Origin of the sequence: Agrobacterium pusense, assembly GCF_900102105.1 — a bacterium.
Taxonomy (GTDB): domain Bacteria; phylum Pseudomonadota; class Alphaproteobacteria; order Rhizobiales; family Rhizobiaceae; genus Agrobacterium; species Agrobacterium pusense.
Window position 1 is genome coordinate 198,998 of sequence record NZ_FNBB01000007.1, and the last position, 20,313, is coordinate 219,310.

The following is a 20,313-nucleotide window of genomic DNA, read 5'->3' on the forward strand; positions in this document are numbered from 1 at the left end:
ACTTCCTCACGCCTTTTCAGTTTAACGTCTCACACCGCGATCTCGCCACCGTGACGAATTCGCAGGCATAAGCCGCCTTGTCTTTTTGCATGAACACGATGAACTTGCTGCCATTGGGAACCGAGGCCTTTATCTCGTATCCCGACGACAGAAGCTGCTTGATGGTCGAGGAGCCGCCGCTCGCCAACGATACACCGCCCTCGTCCGTCGCCGTCTGGGCGAAAACGGGGGTGGACATCGCTGCGAGAAAAGCCGGAATGGCCAGCGGCAGACGCATCAGCGGTCGACCTCCCCGAACACGATGTCGAGAGAGCCGAGCACGGCTGTAACGTCGGCAAGCTGATGGCCCTTGCACAGAAAATCCATCGCCTGCAGATGGGCATAGCCCGGAGCGCGGATCTTGCAGCGGTAAGGCTTGTTGGAACCATCGGCAACCACATAGACGCCAAACTCGCCCTTTGGCGCTTCGACGGCGGCGTAAACTTCGCCAGCGGGAACGTGGTAACCTTCGGTGTAGAGCTTGAAGTGGTGGATCAGCGCTTCCATCGAACGCTTCATCTCACCGCGCTTGGGCGGAACCACCTTGCCATCCAGCGAGGAGACCGGGCCGATGCGGTGCTTGCCGGACAAAAGCTCGACGCACTGCTTCATGATCTTCACGGATTCGCGCATTTCCTGCATGCGGATCAGGTAACGATCATAGCAGTCGCCGTTCTTGCCAACAGGGATGTCGAATTCCAGATCGGAATAGCACTCATAAGGCTGCGAACGACGCAAATCCCAGGCAGCGCCGGAACCACGCACCATCACGCCCGTAAAGCCCCAGGCAAAGGCATCTTCCAGCGAGACGACGCCGATATCGACGTTACGCTGCTTATAGATGCGGTTATCCGTCAGGAGGCCCTCGATATTGTCGAGGACGGTGATGAAGGGATCGCACCACTTGCCGATATCGTCGACCAGTTCCGGCGGCAGGTCCTGGTGGACGCCGCCAGGGCGGAAATAGGCCGAGTGCATGCGCGCGCCACAGGCGCGCTCATAAAACACCATCAGCTTTTCGCGCTCTTCGAAGCCCCAGACCGGCGGCGTCATCGCGCCCACGTCCATGGCCTGCGTGGTCACGTTCATGATGTGCGAGAGGATGCGGCCGATTTCCGAATAGAGAACGCGGATCAGCTGGCCGCGCATCGGGATCTCGAGGCCGAGCAGCTTTTCGACGGCAAGCGCGAAAGCGTGCTCCTGGTTCATCGGCGCGACGTAGTCGAGACGATCGAAGTAAGGAACGGCCTGCAGATAGGTCTTCGTCTCGATCAGCTTTTCGGTTCCGCGATGCAGAAGACCGATATGCGGATCAACGCGCTCGACGATTTCGCCGTCCAGTTCCAGAACCAGACGCAGCACGCCGTGCGCGGAGGGATGTTCCGGACCGAAGTTGATCGTGAAGTTGCGGACGTTATGCTCAGTCATTCTAGTGCTCCGCCGAGGTGATCATGGCGATGAATTCGGGGCCGGTCATGTTCTGCGTGATCTCAGCGAAGGAATAGCTCGAAGGCTTTTCATCCGTAAAAATCTGCGACGCGAACCTGAAACTGGAAGGGTTGTCAAAAGCCTGCAGCGACACGGCAAAATGCTTGCCATCCTTGGAACGCCACATCAGCGTGCTGCCGCAATTCTTGCAGAAGCAGCGCTCGCCCCACTCCGACGAGGAATAGACGCCGAGGCTCTCTTCGTTTTCGACGGAGATATCAGCGCATTCGACGGCCAGAAACGCGCCGCCGGACCAGCGGCGGCACATGGAGCAATGGCAAACGCCGAATTCGCGGGCGCCGATGACGGCCTCAAGGCCGACGGCGCCGCAAAGACATTGCCCATGCTCTGTCGCGGAGACCTGGCTCATTGCTTGGCCTTTTCGTCGCCAGGAAGAACGTAATCGGTCCCTTCCCAAGGGGAAAGGAAGTCGAAGTTACGGAATTCCTGCTTCAGCTCGACCGGCTCATAAAGCACGCGCTTCAGAACGTCATCGTAACGCACTTCAACAAACCCTGTAACCGGGAAATCCTTGCGCAGCGGGTGGCCTTCGAAACCGTAATCGGTGAGGATGCGGCGAAGGTCCGCATGGCCCTCAAACGGAATGCCATACATGTCCCAGGCTTCACGCTCGAACCACTCCGCGCCCATGTAGACGGAGGTCGCAGAAGGAACCCCCTCGTCCTCCTCCACCTGCAGCTTGACGCGGACGCGCAGATTCTGGCGCGGCGACAGCAGATGATAGACGACATCGAAACGCTTTTCGCGCTGCGGCCAGTCAACGCCGCAGATATCGATGATGTTGACGAAACCGCATTGCACGTCATCACGCAGGAAAGTCAAAAGCGCGATTACGCTCTCGGGTGTCGTGTTCAGCGTCAGCTCGCCATAGGCGATATCGGCCGACACCACGAGTGAACCGCGCGCTTCCTTAACGTAAGCAGCAAGATCGTTGAGAGCTTCGCTCATTCTAAATCCGTCCTTTGCCCTTAGCGCTCGATCGTACCGGTACGCCGGATCTTTTTCTGCAGCAGAAGCACGCCGTAAAGCAGCGCTTCAGCCGTGGGGGGACAGCCCGGAACGTAGATATCCACCGGCACGACGCGATCGCAGCCGCGCACGACGGCGTAGGAATAATGGTAATAACCGCCGCCATTGGCGCAGGAACCCATGGAGATGACGTAACGCGGCTCAGGCATCTGGTCATAGACCTTACGCAGAGCCGGAGCCATCTTGTTGGTCAGCGTGCCGGCGACGATCATCACGTCCGACTGGCGCGGCGAGGCGCGCGGGGCGACACCGAAGCGCTCCATGTCGTAACGCGGACCGGAAGCCTGCATCAGTCCTTCGACGGCGCAGCAGGCGAGACCGAACTGCATCCACATCAGCGAGCCGGTACGGGCCCAAGTGATCAGTTCGTCGGTCGAGGTGACGAGGAAGCCCTTGTCGGCCAGCTCGTCATTGATTTCCGTGAAGTAGGCATCGTTGCTGCCAACCGGCTTGCCGGTCGAGGGATCGATGATCCCCTTCGGCTGCGGCGCGACGAGCGTGCTGTTGTTCTGGCTCATGCCCATTCCAGCGCTCCCTTCTTCCACTCATAGATAAAGCCGATGGTGAGAACGAGGAGGAACACCATCATCGACCAGAAACCGAACCAGCCCATCTCACCGAAAGACACCGCCCATGGGAACAGGAACGCGACTTCGAGGTCAAAGATGATGAACAGAATCGACACCAGATAAAAGCGGATATCGAACTTCATGCGGGCATCGTCGAAGGCGTTGAAACCGCACTCGAAAGCAGAGAGCTTTTCCGGGTCCGGCGCCTTGTAAGCGACAGCGAAAGGCGCGATCAGAAGCGCCAGGCCGATGACAAGAGCGATACCGATGAATATTGCGATCGGAATGTAGGAACTGAGGAGTTCAGTCATGGTCTCTTCCCTGCCCGGCCGGGTGCCGGGCCTGCCTTTGTGACCTTAGTCTCAAAGAGCGGACAAATATGTTGCAACGCCAAAGTGGTTAGCGCAGCCGCGCCCTCTCTGCAAGAGTTTAGGCACCATTTCAAGACACCTGCCGCATTGATTGGCAACAATATTGCCGGAATTGACGCAAATTTGGGCCACATTTCCGACCTAAGCCCCTCAAATACAATAATAATCGATTGAAGGACGCAACCGCAAAAAAGTCACACGATTTTTACGCCCAAACGTTGGCGAAGTGACGATATCGGAAAATCGAAACTTGACTAATAAAAGCAGGAAAAATCCCGCGGGAAACGGCCGGAATCAGAGACCTGAATCGCTGACGACAAAGCCGCGCAGACCGCGCATCGATTGTTCAGATGGAGACATTTCAAGAAGGAGAAATGGCGCGAGTGACGGGGCTCGAACCCGCGACCTCCGGCGTGACAGGCCGGCACTCTAACCGACTGAGCTACACCCGCGCTCCACAGACATTCATCTGCGTTTTTTCCGAGGAACAGGATGGCGCGAGTGACGGGGCTCGAACCCGCGACCTCCGGCGTGACAGGCCGGCACTCTAACCAACTGAGCTACACCCGCTTATCCTGACGGACAGAACCTTCGTTCCGCCGTACGAACCAGCCTCGGCTGTTCGTTGAGCGGCTAACTACGGCGTTCGTGCGGGGGTGTCAAGCAGGTTTCACGACAAAAGAATAAGCTTTTTCATTTTGATCAGGAAAAACCCTGGGGCCTTTTATCGACGCTCCGGCAAATGCCCTGTTTTGCGGGCTTTTCCCAACGAAAACAAAAAACTTGTCCACAGCCAGCCGCTTTATCAACGTCATTTCTACGGGCCGTCATGACGTCACTGGTTTCTGAATTTACCAAAAAGCCCGCAGTTCCCGGCTTTTTACCCCTCCCCTTCGGTGGAGGGAAAAACCTCCCCGAAAAAAAACAAAAAAACTTCACAAAAGCCCTTGCGGTTTTTTTCCGATCCGAATACATCACGGCCACCGACGCGGCGGACATGATCCGCAAGACGCGAAGGGCGATTAGCTCAGTTGGTAGAGCGCCTCGTTTACACCGAGGATGTCGGGAGTTCGAGTCTCTCATCGCCCACCATTCCTTCTCACGGTGATTTAAAGAACCCTTGCCGATTGCGGTTTGAACCGTACGCGGTTGCGCTTCACCATGTATGCTTGGCTTCGATGCGCAGCCCCTGCCCTCGGTGGCATGGAAGGGGCCATGGTCGCGCGTTACTGCGGTGTAGAATCACATTTCCCAGTTGCCGCGCCGTGCCAAACCGGGACTTTCGTTTCAGATTCGCACAGCCGCAGCCATCCCTGTTTCACCCCGCAACATACCGAAAAATAAGCAGATTTAGAATTTTTAAAGAGATTTCGGGCATTGTTTTCAGGCCGCTTCATGATGAGCGGTGGAACTGATGGATGAAACCATGTCACTCGACGCGTTTGTTACACTCGCGCTTATTGCGCTGCCTGTTTACATTTTTTTCCGCTGGGTCCAGCAGGATTCGGAGAAACCAGATATTTCCAAAAACAAGAATTCCATGGGGCGGTGATCCGGGCGCTGGGATCGCGCCATTATCCCGGACGACCTCCGGAGAGAACTTTCGATCACCGATGCGAAGCGGCAATGCCTTTTGAGGGCTTGCATATGACGTATCGTATAAACGCCCGGCATTCAGATCCATACCGCATTAAAAAAGCCGGGCTATGCCCGGCTTTTTCCGTTGCGGCGCTGTCGTGTGCAATCAGTTGATCGCCTTCATCTCGACCTTGAAGAACAGCGTCTCGCCGGAAGAATCATCGACGCCGTCATTATCTGTCACGGCATAGGCCGTTCCCGCCTTGTCGAAGGTGAAGCCTTCCAGCTTGTCGACGACATAGCCGTTGGTCTGGGCCTTCAGGTCGGGCAGGAAGTCATGGGCTTCCTGCTTGGTGACCAGCGGCAATTCACCACCGATCTTGCCCGGCTTCAGGTCAGCAATCGCCACGCGGTAGAGCTTCTTGATCTTGGCCTTGTCACCGATCTGGTTGTCGCGCTCGACGATATAGACATTGTCGCCCTGTGCGGTGATTTCGGACAGGCCGACCCAACCGGCTTCGGTCTTATCGAGCGGGTAGCGCACGGCGCCCCATTCCTTGGACTTCGGATTATAGGAGACGAGCTTGACGAAGCCCTTCTCGTCCGTGCCCCATTCGCGCTGCACGGCCATCCACAGCGTCGCGTCATCGCCCTTGCCGATCAAGGTAACGCCTTCGAAACCGAAGCGGGTATCGCCGGCGAGCAGTTCCTTTGGCAAGGCGATCTCGGCCTTGATTTCACCCTTGGCATTGACGTTGTAGAGCGCATGCGGAACAAGCTTGGCGCTGTCGCCTTCGGAGGCCAGCCAGAACCCGCCCTTGCCATCCAGCGTGATGCCTTCGATGTCAAGCTTCTGCGCCGCAATGCCGTCGCGCTTGACACGCAGCACGTTGGTGATGGTGGCGGGCTTCTTGGTCGCGTCGATGGTGTAGATCGACGGCTGGTTACCGTAGACCGAGTCGGACACGGCGTAGAGGATGCCAGGCTTCTCGGCATCGCCTACCAGACCCGAAAGAGCGCCCCAGCCGATAGGCGCACCATCGACAGTGGCGGATACCAGCTGCGGATAGGCCAGCTCGCCTTCGGCGCGTTCATAGATCATGACATGCGAGCGGGCGCCGCCGTCTTCCACCAGATCAGCCTCATTGGCCGTGACGAAGAGGTTGCGCGCGGGGATGGCGACAGCGCCTTCCGGCGAAATGCCCGAAGGCAGGAGCTGCGTGAGCTGCGGCTCTGCGCCGGTATCCTTGTAAACAGCGGCAATCGAGGCGCGCTCGGCAAGCACGAAGAAGTACTTCTGGCCATCAAACGTCGCTGTTTCGAGGCCCTCCGGCTCTATGCCTTTTGCCTTGGAGCGCTTTTCCGGATAGTGGCCAATGGCCGCTACCGCGTGCTCGAGCGAAGCGCCAGCCTCATAGAGAAGCTTGCCAGTCTTGTCGAAAATGGTGAAGCCGCGTGAACCGCCCTGCCAGTCGCCCTCGTTGGCGATGACGATACGGTCATTGTCCAGCCACTTGACGGCATCAGGTTCGCGCTTGCGGCCTTCCTGCTTGTCGGTGAATTTCAGCTGGCCATCGGTCTTGGTGTCGATGCCTTCCAGATTGACGGTGCCGGCAGAGAAATGCGTCTTCACCGTGCCGGTCTTGCCGTCGATGATGACGATATGGTTGTTTTCCTGCAGCGTCAGCGCGATCTCGCCATTGGCATTGATCGAGACGAATTCCGGCTCCGGATCTTCAGGGGAAATCTCGGCGAGACCGGTAACGTCGATCTTCTTCAGCGTCCCGCAGTCGGCAACGCCGTCCTTCAGGCCGACAGTGACGAGATAACCGGCTGGCATCTGCGGCAGAGCGCCTTCGTTCACCTCTTCATCACGTTCGTTTTCGATAGCGATGGCGGCAAAGGTTTTATCCGGAGACACCGCGACTGAATCCGGTTGACCGCCGAGATCACAGCTCGCTTCGATCTTCTTGGCAGCGATATCGACAGTCACGAGCTTGCCGGAGGGCTTGGCGCGGTTTTCCGAGGTATTGACGCCGGCGAGAACCTTGAGACCAGCCACGGCAACGGAGGTCGGCTCACCTTCCAGCAGCAATGCGCCGCCGGCCTTGGGAGCCTTGGCATCGGTGATGTCGATGAAGCCGATGCCCCCGAGCGGGCTGTCCGAATAGATCAGCGTCTTACCGTCTTCGCTGGCGGTGATGATTTCAGCCGAGGTCACGGACTTGGCGTCCTTGTCCGCGGGCAGGTTCTTCGCTACCGGGAAAGAAGCAATGCGGTTAAAAACCGGCTCTGCGGCCGCCGGAAAGGCTGCAGATGTAAGCATAGCCGCGGTCAGGGCCATCTGAGAAAATCGGAACGCCATTTTATCCCCCTTGGGTTCAGAAATATCCCAAGGCTTCTGCGTCACGGACATGACAGTGGCATGACACTTCATGGCCCGGAATCAAAAAGCCCGGCCGCAAAGGCCGGGCTTTCGTGTTTATGCGCATATTCCGTATATCGAAACGCCGTGTGTCCGGATGGAGGATACACAGGCACGCCCGACTTTCATTCCATACCATTCGGCATAAACGGCGCCGCCCGAAAGAACTTTCGAAAGGCACGCTCCTTAGACCGGTTGATGGCGTGAGCGCGTCAAAACATGCTTCCTCGTGAACCTGAAAAGCCGCCGCCCGCCGCGGGCGTTACGGCTTTCCGGAAACCTTACGAGTTGACGGCGTCCTTCAGGCCCTTGCCTGCGGAGAACTTCGGAACGTTGCGAGCCGGGATATCGACTTCAGCACCCGTGGAAGGGTTACGGCCCTTGGAGGCTTCACGACGGCTGACGGAGAAGCTGCCAAAGCCGGCGAGGCGGATATCGCCACCGTTCTTCAGTTCGCTCTGTACGGTTTCGAATACGGCATCAACAGCGGAAGCAGCATCTGCCTTCGTGAGACCAGCCTTTTCGGCAACAGCAGAGACGAGCTCGTTCTTGTTCATGTTTCCACCCCTTTCAATGGTTTGAAACGACTCAAATTAAGCCGGCGCAGAATACGTTCGTATCCGCGCGCAGCAACTCAAAAGCGCTGGAATCGCCTGAAAAACAAGGGGTCTGCGGTTTTTTTCACAAAAAAGGCCGACATTTCTGCCGGCCTTCCCCATAATCGTGCCAATTTCGCATCACTTGCGCCGACCTGAAGCCGTACCTTCGTCGTGAAGCCTAACGCATTGAATCTACGCAGGACCTGTCGCGAGCACCGATTCCGGCCCTCGCGACGACGCGTCTCAATGCGCGATGGTCTGGCTGCCGTCATCAACGCCTTCGACCGTTGCGATCACCGGCGTCTCGATGCTGCCATCCCACTCGATGGGCTCCGGCTGGCGGATGAGGGCGTGCTTGATAACCTCGCCCATGCGCGACACCGGAATGATTTCCATCTCGTTCTTCACATTGTCCGGAATCTCCGCCAGATCCTTGGCGTTTTCTTCCGGGATCAGCACCTTCTTGATGCCGCCGCGAAGCGCTGCAAGCAGCTTTTCCTTCAGGCCACCGATCGGCAGAACGCGACCACGAAGCGTGATCTCGCCTGTCATCGCCACGTCCTTCGAGACCGGAATACCGGTCATGATGGAGACGATCGCGGTTGCCATGGCGACACCGGCGGACGGACCGTCCTTCGGGGTTGCCCCTTCCGGAACGTGCACGTGGATGTCGCTCTTGTCGAAGCGCGGCGGCTCGATGCCGAAGTCCACGGCGCGCGAACGGACATAGGATGCCGCCGCCGAAATGGATTCCTTCATCACTTCCTTGAGGTTGCCGGTAACCGTCATGCGGCCCTTGCCCGGCATCATCACGCCTTCGATGGTGAGCAGCTCACCGCCGACTTCCGTCCAGGCCAGACCCGTGACGACACCGACCTGATCCTCGCGCTCAGCCTCGCCGTGGCGGAACCGCGGAACGCCCAGATAATCCGGAACGTTTGCAGCGGTAACCTCAACGGACTTGACCTTGCCCTTGATGATCTCGGTGACAGCCTTCCGCGCCAGCTTCATCAGCTCGCGTTCGAAGCTGCGCACGCCCGCCTCGCGGGTGTACTGCTGGATGACAACCATCAGGGCATCATCGGTGACCGAGAATTCTTCCGGACGCAGGGCGTGTTCCTTGATCGCCTTGGGCAGCAGGTGACGCTTTGCGATTTCGCGCTTTTCGTCTTCCGTGTAACCGGCGATGCGGATCACTTCCATACGGTCCATCAGCGGGCCGGGAATGTTCAGCGTGTTGGCCGTGGTCACGAACATCACGTCGGACAGGTCGTATTCCACTTCCAGGTAGTGATCCATGAAGGTGGAGTTCTGTTCCGGATCGAGAACCTCGAGCAGTGCCGACGACGGATCGCCACGGAAATCCATGCCCATCTTGTCGATTTCGTCGAGCAGGAAGAGCGGGTTTGCCTTCTTGGCCTTCTTCATCGACTGGACGATCTTGCCCGGCATGGAGCCGATATAGGTGCGGCGGTGACCGCGGATTTCCGCTTCGTCACGAACGCCGCCCAGCGCCATGCGCACATATTCGCGGCCGGTCGCCTTGGCTATAGACTTGGCGAGCGAGGTCTTGCCGACGCCGGGTGGGCCGACGAGGCACAGGATCGGGCCACGGATCTTCGTCGCACGGGCCTGTACGGCCAGATACTCGACGATACGCTCCTTGACCTTGTCCAGACCGAAATGGTCCTGATCCAGGATCTTCTCGGCATTGTTGAGGTCCGCCTTGATCTTGGACTTTTTGCCCCAGGGCAGACCAAGCAGCCAGTCCAGATAGTTGCGCACGACAGTCGCTTCCGCGGACATCGGGCTCATCTGGCGCAGCTTCTTCATTTCCGCTTCGGCCTTTTCCTTGGCCTCCTTGGAAAGCTTTGTCTTGGCGATGCGCTCTTCCAGCTCGGCCATCTCGTCACGGCCGTCCTCGCCGTCGCCGAGCTCCTTCTGGATCGCCTTCATCTGCTCGTTCAGGTAATATTCGCGCTGGGTCTTCTCCATCTGGCGCTTGACGCGCGAGCGGATGCGCTTTTCGACCTGAAGAACGGAAATCTCGCCTTCCATGAAGCCAAGCGCCTTTTCAAGCCGCTGCTTCACGCTGACGGTTTCCAGCATTTCCTGCTTTTCGGTGATCTTGATCGACAGGTGCGAAGCGACCGTGTCGGCGAGCTTCGAGTAATCATCGATCTGACCGGCAGCGCCGACAACCTCGGGCGAAATCTTCTTGTTGAGCTTCACATAGCTCTCGAATTCCGAAACGACCGAACGCGAGAGCGCCTCGATCTCGACCGGATCTTCGGCAGGCTCCTGCAAAGGCGTGGCCGAGGCTTCGTAGAAATCCTCGCGACCGGTGTAGCTGTCGATCTGGGCGCGGCCCTTGCCTTCCACCAGCACCTTCACGGTGCCGTCGGGAAGCTTCAGAAGCTGCAGGACATTGGCCACCGTGCCGACCTTGTGGATGGCTTCAGGCGCCGGATCGTCGTCGCTGGCGTTGATCTGGGTAACAAGCATGATCTGCTTGTCGGAGCCCATGACTTCCTCAAGCGCACGGATGGATTTTTCCCGCCCGACGAACAGGGGAACGATCATATGCGGGAAAACGACAATGTCGCGCAGGGGAAGTACCGGATAGGTACCGCCAGATGCCGCAGACGTGATGTTCGTCATATCATTTCCTTTCCATGGTCCCTTTCGGGACACTTTGCCGAACGTCTTGGGGGCGTCCGGCATATTCATTTCTCGAGACTGAAAGTGGAGTTTCGAAACACCGATTTCAAGTCGTCGGAGCAGACGGCCTTACGCGACGGCAGGACCGTGAAATTCAACAAAACTCAGCGCTGGCTAATACTACCGACATTTCCGGTTATCCTCGAGGGCTCAGGAACCGGGTCGCCGACGAAATTCACATTTCCGTCATATCGCGCTGCAAATCAGTTGTAAGACTTTATCAGCAAAGCGCAATCCGCTCCAAACGCAAAATCGGGCTTCGTCAAGTTAGCCGCAAGTTTCGTAAGGCCCATCTAATAGAAAAGGCCCGCACGGATGCGGGCCTCAGATTTCATCAAACATCACAGCAGCCGATTACGCGGAGACGTTGGTCTTTTCTTCCTGACGGTCCGCATAGATGTAGAGCGGACGCGCAACGCCGCTGACGACGTCGTTGGAAATGACCACTTCGCGCACGCCCTCCAGCGTCGGCAGTTCGAACATGGTATCCAGCAGGATCTTTTCCATGATCGAGCGCAGGCCACGGGCACCGGTCTTGCGGGTGATCGCCTTGCGGGCGATTTCGCGCAGCGCGTCCTCGTGGAAGGTCAGCTCGACGTCTTCCATCTCGAACAGGCGCTGGTACTGCTTGACCAGAGCGTTCTTCGGCTCGGACAGGATCTGGATCAGCGCATCTTCATCCAGGTCTTCCAGCGTCGCCAGGACGGGCAGACGGCCGATGAATTCCGGAATGAGGCCGAACTTCACCAGATCTTCCGGCTCCAGCTCGCGCAGCACTTCGCCCACACGACGGTCGTCTTCCGCCTTGACGGTCGCACCGAAGCCGATCGAGGTCTTTTCGCCACGGGCCGAGATGATCTTGTCGAGGCCGGCAAAAGCGCCGCCGCAGATGAACAGGATGTTGGTCGTATCCACCTGCAGGAACTCCTGCTGCGGATGCTTGCGGCCACCCTGCGGCGGTACGGAAGCGACCGTGCCTTCCATGATCTTCAGAAGCGCCTGCTGAACGCCCTCGCCCGATACGTCGCGCGTGATGGACGGGTTGTCCGACTTGCGGGAAATCTTGTCGACTTCGTCGATATAGACGATGCCGCGCTGGGCGCGCTCGACATTGTAATCCGCCGCCTGCAACAGCTTCAGGATGATGTTTTCCACGTCCTCGCCGACATAACCGGCTTCGGTCAGCGTCGTTGCGTCCGCCATGGTGAAGGGAACGTCGATGATGCGGGCGAGCGTCTGGGCAAGATAGGTCTTGCCGCAGCCCGTCGGGCCGACGAGCATGATGTTCGACTTCGCCAGCTCGACATCGCCATTCTTGGAGGCGTGCGCGAGGCGCTTGTAGTGGTTGTGAACGGCCACGGACAGGATTTTCTTCGCCTGCTTCTGGCCGATGACGTATTCGTCGAGGATCTTGATGATGTCCTGCGGGGTGGGCACACCCTCGCGCGACTTCACCATAGACGTCTTGTTCTCCTCGCGGATGATGTCCATGCACAATTCGACGCATTCATCGCAGATGAATACCGTCGGTCCGGCAATGAGTTTCCGGACTTCGTGCTGGCTCTTGCCGCAGAATGAACAATAGAGTGTATTCTTAGAGTCGCCGCCGTTGCTGCCGCTGACTTTGCTCATATCTCTTTCCTTCCAGCACGCCGCAGGTCCGTCAAACGGATCGCGGTCAACTTACCGCCCGCAGATACGGCCGCCCTTGGGGTGCATCGCCGTATCCGCCTCGTTTCCCGGGGTACTAACCGTATCAGATACAGGAGCTGATAACCGGCGGCAACGAATTCCCCATTAAACCAAAGGCCGCGTCATAAAAAATCAACATAGCCTTTATATATACTAATATCGCTTTCTGTTCCGGTTGAAAGCCCCGAAATTACTTTTGCGGGGTCAAACAAACGTCAAAAAGCGTCGCGCCTCAATTCGCGACGGCGCCTTCGATTTCCTGGCGCGAGGTCAGGATCTTGTCGATCACGCCCCAGTCCTTCGCCTCGTCTGCATCCATGAAATGGTCGCGATCAAGGGTTTTTTCAACCTCTTCGAGCGTGCGGCCGGTATGCTTCACGTAGACTTCATTGAGGCGGCGCTTCATCTTGATGATGTCGCGGGCGTGGCGTTCGATATCCGAAGCCTGACCCTGGAAGCCGCCCGATGGCTGGTGCACCATGATGCGTGCGTTGGGGGTGGCGAAACGCATTCCCTTTTCACCGGCAGCGAGAAGCAGCGAACCCATGGAGGCAGCCTGGCCGACGCAGAGCGTGGAGACCGCAGGGCGGATAAACTGCATCGTATCGTAGATCGCCATGCCGGCGGTCACGACGCCACCTGGCGAATTGATGTAGAGCGCAATTTCCTTCTTCGGGTTCTCGGCCTCGAGGAACAGCAGCTGCGCGCAGACGAGCGACGCCATCTGGTCTTCCACCGGGCCGGTGAGGAAAATGATGCGTTCCTTGAGAAGACGGGAAAATATGTCGTAGGAGCGTTCGCCGCGATTGGTCTGCTCAACGACCATCGGCACCAGAGCCATGGCGGTATCAACTGGATTTTTCATGTCCGTCCTTTGTCAACTCTGCCCGTTGCGGAAACCGCCCCGGAATCACTTCTAACCTTCATACTCCCTACATAGAGTGTCCCTGCCCCGTACTTCAAGACACGAAGCCGCATATCCTTAACGGCTCAACAGCGTTTGCAGGGCTTCGGAGGCCGGCCGCGGCGGGCTTTTGCACCCGTTCGTCCCGGCCGCAGCCATTTGTCTCCCCGCCATCAATTTTTTACCAAGACTGGCGAGGACCAAAAAAATGTACTTCATGCACAGATATAACTTCTAACCGGCAAGAACTCGTTAGTATTTGCTGCTGATACTGAGAACCGAATTTCGGTTCCCATCGGCGAACAGCCCTATCCGGGCGAAATGGCAGCTCAACAATTCAGCGGGAATAACGCACGTCGTGCGAGCTTCTCCGCTTTTGCCGCATGATGGCGCAGATAGGATTTTGCAATGCTGGATGCAAAGACGAGCACGCTACTATGGGCGGCGGAGACGTTCACCCTTGCCGTGCTTTTGGGAACGCTGTGGCTGCACCGCCCATCCCGCCGGCACAATCTCTATTTCGCCGCCGGCTTTCTCGCCACCGGCTTCGGCACCGTCATGGTGGCGTTTCGCGGAGATATTTCCAGTTTCCTGTCCATTCAGGTCGGCAACGCGCTGGCGCTTTCCGCCTTCGGCTTCTGGCTCGCGGGCCTCTTGTCCCTGGAGAAGCGCAAGCTCGCTGGCTGGATTGCCATTCCGGCCCTCCTGTGGATCGCCGGAATGTTCGTCCCACCCGTGCGAGAAAACATGGTGGCCCGGATCCTGCTGTATCACGCCAGTGCGGCCACGGGCTATTTCATGCTCGCCGGTGTGCTTCTGGCAAATGGCGAGCGCAGGTCGCGCAGCAGAAAAGTTCTGGCGACGATTCTGATCCTGCAGGCTTTTGCCGGCGCCGTCGTCGCCTCCATTGTCATTCCGGCCAATGCGGCTGCGCCCAACGCCATTCCTCTGACATCAGCGCTCGCTTTTTCCGGCATGCTCGGCTTCACGGCCATCATCATGATCAGCGCCAAGATCATCATGGAGGATACGGAGCTTCGTCTCCACCGGCTCGCCATGACCGATCACCTGACCGGTGTCCTTAACCGGCGTGGTCTGCTGGAGGAGTTCGACCGCATCAAGAAGCGCTCACACGGCTCCAGCCGATATGTGGCGCTTGTTCTCTTCGACATCGACCATTTCAAGAAGATCAATGACAGATACGGCCACCAGTCCGGCGACGCCGTACTCGTGCATTTCTGTCAAATCGCGCAACGCGCGATCGGCGACCGCGGCCTTTTCGTGAGGATGGGCGGCGAGGAGTTCGCGCTGGTGGCGGAGGTCGAAAGCCCCTCCAGCACCGTCACGCTTGCCGAATCCATCCGTAACAATCTGCTTCTTTCGAAAATCACCTCACGCGGCGAACCCATCAAGGTGACGACCAGCGTCGGCATATCCGAAGCGATGATCAAGGACGCCGAGCTGAATGTGATGATGACCGAGGCCGACCGAGCGCTTTATGCCGCAAAGAAAGCCGGGCGCAATCGGACCGTAATCCACGTAAATTCGGCCAATGTCGTCGTGCCCGCCTCGGACCGTGACGAAAACCCTATGGATAACAATGCCGACCGGCAGGTCGCGGCGCTGAACCGGATATCCGCAATTGCCAGCCGGTGATGGTGTAACCATTTGGTGACATATGAAGGAACGCCTGCCGCCCTTCCCAAAGCGCCAAGCGCGGAATAAACCATCAGCATGACAGCGACGTTTCCCTTTCTCAAAATCGATTCCGCCACCCGCCACGTTTCACTCGATGCGCGCGACCCGGCTTTTTACAACGATCCGAACCCCGTCTACGCCGCCCTGCACGCGCAATGTCCCACTTTCTACTGGGAAGAGCAGCGGCAATGGTTTTTCACCTCTTATGACCATGTCAGCTCGCTGCTGCGCGACCGCCGGTTTGGACGACAGATTCTGCATGTGGCAAGTCGTGAAGAGATCGGCCTGCCAGAGCCGCTTGAGCATGTGAAGCATTTCGACCTAGCCGAGCAGCATTCGCTTCTGGAACTGGAGCCGCCGGAGCATACGCGGCTGCGCACGCTGATCAACCGCGCCTTCGTGTCACGGCATGTCGACAAGATGAAGCCGGAGATCGAGGAACTCGCCAACCGGCTGATTGACGCTTTCGAAGAGAAGGGCGAGACGGAACTGCTTTCCTCCTACGCCGATATCATCCCGGTAACGATGATCGCCCGGATGATCGGCATTCCCGAGGAAATGGGGCCGCAGCTGCTGAAGTGGTCGCATGCCTATGTCGGCATGTACATGTTCAAGCGCACACCGGAAGACGAGCTTCTGGCCGACATGGCTGCGAAGGAATTTTCGGATTATGTGCGCAGCGTGATCGCCGAGCGGCGGGCCAAGCCCGAGGACGACCTGCTGAGCCACATGATCCATACCGAGCACAAGGGTCAATATCTGACCGACGACGAGCTGGTGTCCACCACCATCGTCCTGCTCAACGCGGGCCATGAAGCGACCGTTCATCAGATCGGCAATTCCGTGCGTATCATTCTGGAGAGCGGGATATCGCCGCAGACCTTGTTCAGCGACGAGGCCGCCACGGAACGCACGGTGGAGGAAACCCTGCGGATCTGCGCGCCGGTGCACATCTTCCAGCGATGGGTTCTGGAGCCGGTCGAGATTGACGGCGTGCAGTTCAAGCGCGGCGACAAGGTGAGCCTGATCCTGGCTGCGGCCAACCTCGATCCGTCAAAATTCCCTGATCCACTGACCTTCCGGCCGGAGCGCAACGAAGGCGCCAATGTCTCCTTCGGCGCCGGCATCCATTTCTGTATCGGCGCGCCATTGGCAAGACTGGAACTGAACCTTGCCCTGCCACTGCTTTTCAAACGCCTGCCGCGCCTGAAAATTGCCGAGCCGCCCAAGGTCAAGGATGTCTATCATTTCCATGGGCTGGAGCGGCTCGATCTCAGCTGGTAGCGTGTGCAGGCCTTAAATCTGGGCCAGACCGCCATCGACCGAAAGCTCGACGCCGGTGATGTAACTGGCCTTTGAAGAGGCCAGAAACAGAACGGCCTCAGCGATCTCGTCGGGGTCGGCCATCCGGCCGATCGGCGCGGCATCCTTCAGATAGGCCTCGAAACCGGCGATCTTTTCTTCATCGAGCTTCAGGCCGTTTTCCATGATCGGCGTGCGGGTCACGCCCGGGCTAACCGTATTGACGCGGATGCCCCGCGCCTTGAGGTCGTTGGCAAAACTGCGGGCGAATGAGCGAACGGCCGCCTTGGAAGCATTATAGGCGCTCAACCTCTCCAGGCCCTTGTTGCCGACGATCGACCCGGTGAGCACGATCGAGCCGCCATCGCGCAGGACCGGCAGCAATGTCTGCACGGTGTAGAAAACGCCCTTGACGTTGATGTCGAAAATCCGGTCGTACAGCGCCTCGTGGGTATCACCGAGGTCATTGTTCTCGGCGATGCCGGCATTGGCGACCAGCACGTCCACCTTCCGGCCATCGGCTTCAATGCGCGCCTTGAGCCGTTCCAGATCGGAGAGCTTGGCAACATCGGACGCGAAGCCGATCGCGCCCTGCCCGAGCCTGGCGACCGCTGCCTCGAGATTGGCGGTATTGCGGCCCGTCACGTAAACGGCGGAGGCTCCGCCTTCCAGAGCCAATCTCGCGACGGAAAAGCCGATTCCAGTCGACCCACCGGTGACGACCACGACCTGCCCACTGAATAATCCAGACATTGCAAACTCCACGAATGTCGTATTTCCGAATAACCATAATTCGGTATTTCGGTTTTATTGAACTATTGAAGCTTGTCAATCCATGTGCTAGAGGCGGTCCATGGCTCAGTTTTTTCATCCCGCACGCGAAGACATTTCGCTCACGGCCGTGCTCGCCGCTCTTGGCGAACCGGCACGCATGGGCATCATCCGAAAATTATGGGGCTCCGAGACCGGACAGAATTGTGGAGCCGCGGCACCCTGTCAGGACATGCCGCGTTCAACCCTGTCCAGCCATATGCGGATCCTGCGGGAGGCAGGCTTAATTCGAACCCACAAACAGGGTGTCGAGAATATCAGCGTCGTTCGTTTCGACGATTTGGAAGCCCGTTTTCCCGGGCTCCTTCAATCCATCATTTCGTTCGACCAGCAATAGCGTGACCGAGCGGATTTCCGCCGTCACAGCCTGATGACATAGTCTTTTCGTGTTGTCTCCACGACTTCCCAGGTGCCGGTAAAGCCGGGCCGCAGCACAAGCCTGTCGCCCGGTCTGAGGTCACGCGGGGCCCCGCCATCCTCGGTCAGGATGGAATGGCCCTCGAGGATGCTGAAATATTCCCATTCGTCATAGACGACACGCCATTTTCCGGGTGTGGATTGCCAGATGCCGGCATAAATACCGCCCGGCGCTTCCTCCAGATTCCATGTGGTGAATTTGGGGTCGCCGGAGATCAATCGCTCCGGCGCTGGCGCACCATGCTCTGCTTCGAGGGAAGCATCTTCGAATGTCAGTAGGTTGCTCATCGCGACGCCGACCTCTCAGACTTTTGCAAGCGACTGTTCAAGATCGGCAATGATGTCGTTAACGTCCTCGATTCCGACGGACAGACGCACCACATCCGGACCGGCGCCGGCCGCCGTCTGCTGTTCCGGCGTCAGCTGGGCATGGGTGGTGGAAGCCGGGTGGATGACGAGCGAGCGCGTGTCACCGATATTGGCGAGATGGGAGAATAGCTGCAGCCCTTCGACCAGCGCCTTGCCGGCCGCATAACCGCCCTTGACGCCAAATGTAAAGACCGAACCCGCGCCCTTCGGCGAGTAACGCTGCTGGAGGGCGTGATTGTCGCTTTCCTCCAGGCCGGCATAATTCACCCAGCCGACCTTGGGATGTGCCTTAAGCCATTTGGCGACGGCAAGCGCATTGTCTGAATGGCGTTGAACGCGCAGCGGCAGGGTCTCAATTCCCGTGAGAATGAGGAAGGCGTTGAAGGGCGAAATCGCCGGGCCGAGATCGCGCAGGCCAAGCACGCGGCAGGCGATGGCAAAGGCGAAATTGCCGAAAGTCTGGTGGAGCACGACGCCGGAATATTCGGGCCGGGGCTGTGACAGGGCCGGAAACCGGTCAGTTGCCGACCAGTCGAAGGTTCCGCCGTCAACGATGATGCCGCCCATGGAATTACCGTGGCCGCCGAGGAATTTCGTCAGCGAATGCAGTACGATGTCTGCACCGTGTTCCAGCGGTCGCAGCAGATATGGGCTTGCCATCGTGTTGTCGACGATCAGCGGCAGGCCGTGCCGATGGGCAACTTCGGCAATTGCGGCGATATCCACAAAGGTGCCGCCTGGATTTGCAAGGCTTTCTATGAAGACGGCGCGTGTGCGCTCATCGATCTGCTGTTCGAAACTGGCGGGATCGGTGGCGTCGGCCCAGCGAACCTGCCAGTCGAAACCTTTGAAGGCGTGGCCGAACTGGTTGATCGATCCGCCGTAAAGCTGACGGGCGGCGATGAAATTGTCGCCGGACTGCAGCAGCGTATGAAAAACCAGCAATTGTGCGGCGTGGCCGGAGGCGACGGCAAGCGCTGCGGTACCACCCTCAAGCGCGGCCACACGCTCTTCCAGAACCGCCTGAGTGGGGTTCATGATGCGGGTGTAGATATTGCCGAACTCTTTCAGCCCAAACAGGGCGGCGGCATGATCCGCATCACGGAAAGCGTAGGCCGTCGTCTGATAGATGGGTGTCGCCCGTGCGCCGGTCGTAGGATCAGGCTGTGCGCCCGCATGGATGGCCAGCGTCGAAAAACCGGGATTGCTGCTCGGCATGATGTTTCCTCCAATGGAATTCTGGAGGGATCATAATGCCTTGGCGCCAAATGATAAGCCCAATCCGTACCAACTATCGTGCGATATTGAGACGCGGATACTCAATTGCCGGGCAACGGTTCATCACCACGTTAATGCCATAAGCCTCGGCCTTGGCGGCGGCATTATCGTCCCGCACGGATAGCTGACCCCAGATCACCTTTGGGCGTTGCGGCAGCAAGATCGCCTCGTCGACAATCGCGGAAAGATATTCCGGCGCACGAAACACATCGATCATATCAACAGCCTCGGGAATATCGGCCAGCCGGGCATAGACCGCCTGTCCCAGTATCTCCTTGCCCGCCTGACCCGGATTGACCGGAAACACGCGATAGCCCTTGGACAGCAGGAAGCGCATGACGCCATGGCTCGGCCGATCCGGATTGGGCGAAGCTCCCAGCAGGGCGATGGTTTTGACATTCGTCAGGATTTTCCTGAGGTAATCCGCTTCGTAAGTATCATGCTGCATGTCAACTTATTCCTTTGGCATACCACCTGATCCAGAGAGGCGCAGGCGTCTGGAGCGTTGCTTTAATGCCCACCAGCCTCTCCTCTCCCGCATGGTTCCAGCGCCGGCAACCTTCACGCCGTTTCATGCGATGCCATTCTCATCTGGGACGCTCCGGTCTTCTCCGGAACCCCGAAAGCGCAACAAACAATATCTCCGCCGGATCGGCACTCTGCAACCCCGTTTTCATCCACGCAAAATGATTTCACAAAATCGCGCACACACCGGATGTATTGAGTATTTTCATCCACTTTTCAAAAATTGCGCCGAACGGCCATCGAAACAGGGGAAAACAACATTAGCGTGCATTCCATGCGCTCTTCGTCTCCTGTTTGTTTTCATTCCGTTCACCGGTTATTTAGCCGCGACTAATTTTCAAAAAGTTATTTCGTAAACCAACCATTCTATAAGTCTGCAACGTTATAGTGGAGTTTCGATGGGGATTCTGAAATTTATTTTCATTGATGATCATACGATTTTAGTCGCCCGCACGCT

General features: G+C 58.0%; 18 protein-coding genes and 3 tRNA genes. 4 read left to right on the forward strand and 17 right to left on the reverse strand.

The genetic code is table 11. The annotated features are described in order from the left end of the window. Positions 1-16: 16 nt before the first annotated feature. The 8 genes from BLU28_RS17010 to BLU28_RS17045 all read right to left on the reverse strand — a co-directional run bounded on the left by BLU28_RS17010 (position 17) and on the right by BLU28_RS17045 (position 4,087). Complete coding sequence (locus BLU28_RS17010) at positions 17-277, reverse strand: hypothetical protein (protein ID WP_004441318.1); 261 nt, start codon at positions 275-277, stop codon at positions 17-19. Next, complete coding sequence (locus tag BLU28_RS17015) at positions 277-1,467, reverse strand: NADH-quinone oxidoreductase subunit D (protein ID WP_004441317.1); 1,191 nt, start codon at positions 1,465-1,467, stop codon at positions 277-279. Before BLU28_RS17015 ends, BLU28_RS17010 begins: the two co-directional genes overlap by 1 nt. Position 1,468: 1 nt before the next feature. After that, the gene (locus BLU28_RS17020) at positions 1,469-1,897 is read right to left on the reverse strand and encodes a GFA family protein (protein ID WP_004441314.1); all 429 of its coding nucleotides are present in this window, start codon (positions 1,895-1,897) and stop codon (positions 1,469-1,471) included. Then, positions 1,894-2,496 (reverse strand): NADH-quinone oxidoreductase subunit C, encoded by a 603-nt coding sequence (locus BLU28_RS17025; protein ID WP_004441311.1) that lies wholly within the window; start codon positions 2,494-2,496, stop codon positions 1,894-1,896. Before BLU28_RS17025 ends, BLU28_RS17020 begins: the two co-directional genes overlap by 4 nt. A 20-nt stretch (positions 2,497-2,516) precedes the next feature. Continuing rightward, positions 2,517-3,101 (reverse strand): NuoB/complex I 20 kDa subunit family protein, encoded by a 585-nt coding sequence (locus BLU28_RS17030; protein ID WP_003496467.1) that lies wholly within the window; start codon positions 3,099-3,101, stop codon positions 2,517-2,519. After that, complete coding sequence (locus BLU28_RS17035) at positions 3,092-3,457, reverse strand: NADH-quinone oxidoreductase subunit A (protein ID WP_003496469.1); 366 nt, start codon at positions 3,455-3,457, stop codon at positions 3,092-3,094. The genes BLU28_RS17030 and BLU28_RS17035 overlap by 10 nt, the downstream gene beginning before the upstream one ends. Before the next feature lie 435 nt (positions 3,458-3,892). Further along, positions 3,893-3,969 (reverse strand) — tRNA-Asp (locus BLU28_RS17040). A 41-nt stretch (positions 3,970-4,010) separates the two neighbouring features. Next, a tRNA-Asp gene (locus BLU28_RS17045) sits at positions 4,011-4,087 on the reverse strand. A gap of 446 nt (positions 4,088-4,533) precedes the next feature. Here BLU28_RS17045 and BLU28_RS17050 point away from each other — a divergent pair. Continuing rightward, a tRNA-Val gene (locus BLU28_RS17050) sits at positions 4,534-4,609 on the forward strand. Positions 4,610-5,261: 652 nt separating this feature from the next. On the opposite strand, the gene BLU28_RS17055 is transcribed toward BLU28_RS17050, so the two are convergent. The 5 genes from BLU28_RS17055 to clpP all read right to left on the reverse strand — a co-directional run bounded on the left by BLU28_RS17055 (position 5,262) and on the right by clpP (position 13,397). Beyond that, a complete protein-coding gene (locus BLU28_RS17055) occupies positions 5,262-7,460 on the reverse strand; it encodes an esterase-like activity of phytase family protein (protein WP_077987114.1) in 2,199 nt (732 codons plus the stop codon). 341 nt (positions 7,461-7,801) lie between these two features. Next, positions 7,802-8,077, reverse strand: a complete 276-nt coding sequence (gene hupB, locus BLU28_RS17060; RefSeq protein WP_003502360.1) for a DNA-binding protein HupB — start codon at positions 8,075-8,077, stop codon at positions 7,802-7,804. 285 nt (positions 8,078-8,362) lie between these two features. Continuing rightward, positions 8,363-10,780: an endopeptidase La gene (lon, locus tag BLU28_RS17065; RefSeq protein ID WP_004441301.1), complete on the reverse strand. Its 2,418-nt coding sequence runs from the start codon at positions 10,778-10,780 to the stop codon at positions 8,363-8,365. 414 nt (positions 10,781-11,194) lie between these two features. Further along, positions 11,195-12,472, reverse strand: a complete 1,278-nt coding sequence (clpX, locus tag BLU28_RS17075; protein WP_003521528.1) for an ATP-dependent Clp protease ATP-binding subunit ClpX — start codon at positions 12,470-12,472, stop codon at positions 11,195-11,197. Positions 12,473-12,764: 292 nt separating this feature from the next. Continuing rightward, positions 12,765-13,397, reverse strand: coding sequence for an ATP-dependent Clp endopeptidase proteolytic subunit ClpP (gene clpP / locus BLU28_RS17080; protein ID WP_004441299.1), 633 nt, complete (start codon positions 13,395-13,397; stop codon positions 12,765-12,767). Positions 13,398-13,844: 447 nt separating this feature from the next. On the opposite strand from clpP, the gene BLU28_RS17085 reads away from it, so the two are divergent. After that, entirely contained in the window at positions 13,845-15,092 is a 1,248-nt protein-coding gene (locus tag BLU28_RS17085) for a GGDEF domain-containing protein (RefSeq protein ID WP_004441298.1), read from the forward strand. 78 nt (positions 15,093-15,170) lie between these two features. Then, positions 15,171-16,418 (forward strand): cytochrome P450, encoded by a 1,248-nt coding sequence (locus BLU28_RS17090; protein ID WP_022556030.1) that lies wholly within the window; start codon positions 15,171-15,173, stop codon positions 16,416-16,418. A 12-nt stretch (positions 16,419-16,430) separates the two neighbouring features. Here the strand turns inward: BLU28_RS17090 and BLU28_RS17095 are convergent, their stop codons facing one another. Continuing rightward, positions 16,431-17,189, reverse strand: coding sequence for an SDR family NAD(P)-dependent oxidoreductase (locus BLU28_RS17095; protein ID WP_004441294.1), 759 nt, complete (start codon positions 17,187-17,189; stop codon positions 16,431-16,433). Positions 17,190-17,289: 100 nt separating this feature from the next. On the opposite strand from BLU28_RS17095, the gene BLU28_RS17100 reads away from it, so the two are divergent. Further along, a complete protein-coding gene (locus tag BLU28_RS17100; protein WP_077987064.1) occupies positions 17,290-17,604 on the forward strand; it encodes an ArsR/SmtB family transcription factor in 315 nt (104 codons plus the stop codon). 23 nt (positions 17,605-17,627) lie between these two features. On the opposite strand, the gene BLU28_RS17105 is transcribed toward BLU28_RS17100, so the two are convergent. The 3 genes from BLU28_RS17105 to BLU28_RS17115 form a co-directional block, all read right to left on the reverse strand. Then, positions 17,628-17,972 carry a cupin domain-containing protein gene (locus BLU28_RS17105; protein WP_037089057.1) on the reverse strand — a complete coding sequence of 115 codons (345 nt, stop codon included), beginning with the start codon at positions 17,970-17,972 and terminating at the stop codon, positions 17,628-17,630. Positions 17,973-17,987: 15 nt separating this feature from the next. Next, positions 17,988-19,271 carry an O-acetylhomoserine aminocarboxypropyltransferase gene (locus BLU28_RS17110; RefSeq protein WP_004441291.1) on the reverse strand — a complete coding sequence of 428 codons (1,284 nt, stop codon included), beginning with the start codon at positions 19,269-19,271 and terminating at the stop codon, positions 17,988-17,990. A gap of 73 nt (positions 19,272-19,344) precedes the next feature. Then, positions 19,345-19,779, reverse strand: a complete 435-nt coding sequence (locus tag BLU28_RS17115) for a CoA-binding protein (protein WP_077987063.1) — start codon at positions 19,777-19,779, stop codon at positions 19,345-19,347. Positions 19,780-20,313 lie beyond the last annotated feature (534 nt).

Coding starts and splice junctions, on each gene's coding strand:
- BLU28_RS17010 (WP_004441318.1), bottom strand. CDS start 277: ATGCGTCTGCCGCTGGCCATTCCGGCTTTTCTCGCAGCGATGTCCACC.
- BLU28_RS17015 (WP_004441317.1), bottom strand. CDS start 1,467: ATGACTGAGCATAACGTCCGCAACTTCACGATCAACTTCGGTCCGGAA.
- BLU28_RS17020 (WP_004441314.1), bottom strand. CDS start 1,897: ATGAGCCAGGTCTCCGCGACAGAGCATGGGCAATGTCTTTGCGGCGCC.
- BLU28_RS17025 (WP_004441311.1), bottom strand. CDS start 2,496: ATGAGCGAAGCTCTCAACGATCTTGCTGCTTACGTTAAGGAAGCGCGC.
- BLU28_RS17030 (WP_003496467.1), bottom strand. CDS start 3,101: ATGGGCATGAGCCAGAACAACAGCACGCTCGTCGCGCCGCAGCCGAAG.
- BLU28_RS17035 (WP_003496469.1), bottom strand. CDS start 3,457: ATGACTGAACTCCTCAGTTCCTACATTCCGATCGCAATATTCATCGGT.
- BLU28_RS17055 (WP_077987114.1), bottom strand. CDS start 7,460: ATGGCGTTCCGATTTTCTCAGATGGCCCTGACCGCGGCTATGCTTACA.
- hupB (WP_003502360.1), bottom strand. CDS start 8,077: ATGAACAAGAACGAGCTCGTCTCTGCTGTTGCCGAAAAGGCTGGTCTC.
- lon (WP_004441301.1), bottom strand. CDS start 10,780: ATGACGAACATCACGTCTGCGGCATCTGGCGGTACCTATCCGGTACTT.
- clpX (WP_003521528.1), bottom strand. CDS start 12,472: ATGAGCAAAGTCAGCGGCAGCAACGGCGGCGACTCTAAGAATACACTC.
- clpP (WP_004441299.1), bottom strand. CDS start 13,397: ATGAAAAATCCAGTTGATACCGCCATGGCTCTGGTGCCGATGGTCGTT.
- BLU28_RS17085 (WP_004441298.1), top strand. CDS start 13,845: ATGCTGGATGCAAAGACGAGCACGCTACTATGGGCGGCGGAGACGTTC.
- BLU28_RS17090 (WP_022556030.1), top strand. CDS start 15,171: ATGACAGCGACGTTTCCCTTTCTCAAAATCGATTCCGCCACCCGCCAC.
- BLU28_RS17095 (WP_004441294.1), bottom strand. CDS start 17,189: ATGTCTGGATTATTCAGTGGGCAGGTCGTGGTCGTCACCGGTGGGTCG.
- BLU28_RS17100 (WP_077987064.1), top strand. CDS start 17,290: ATGGCTCAGTTTTTTCATCCCGCACGCGAAGACATTTCGCTCACGGCC.
- BLU28_RS17105 (WP_037089057.1), bottom strand. CDS start 17,972: ATGAGCAACCTACTGACATTCGAAGATGCTTCCCTCGAAGCAGAGCAT.
- BLU28_RS17110 (WP_004441291.1), bottom strand. CDS start 19,271: ATGCCGAGCAGCAATCCCGGTTTTTCGACGCTGGCCATCCATGCGGGC.
- BLU28_RS17115 (WP_077987063.1), bottom strand. CDS start 19,779: ATGCAGCATGATACTTACGAAGCGGATTACCTCAGGAAAATCCTGACG.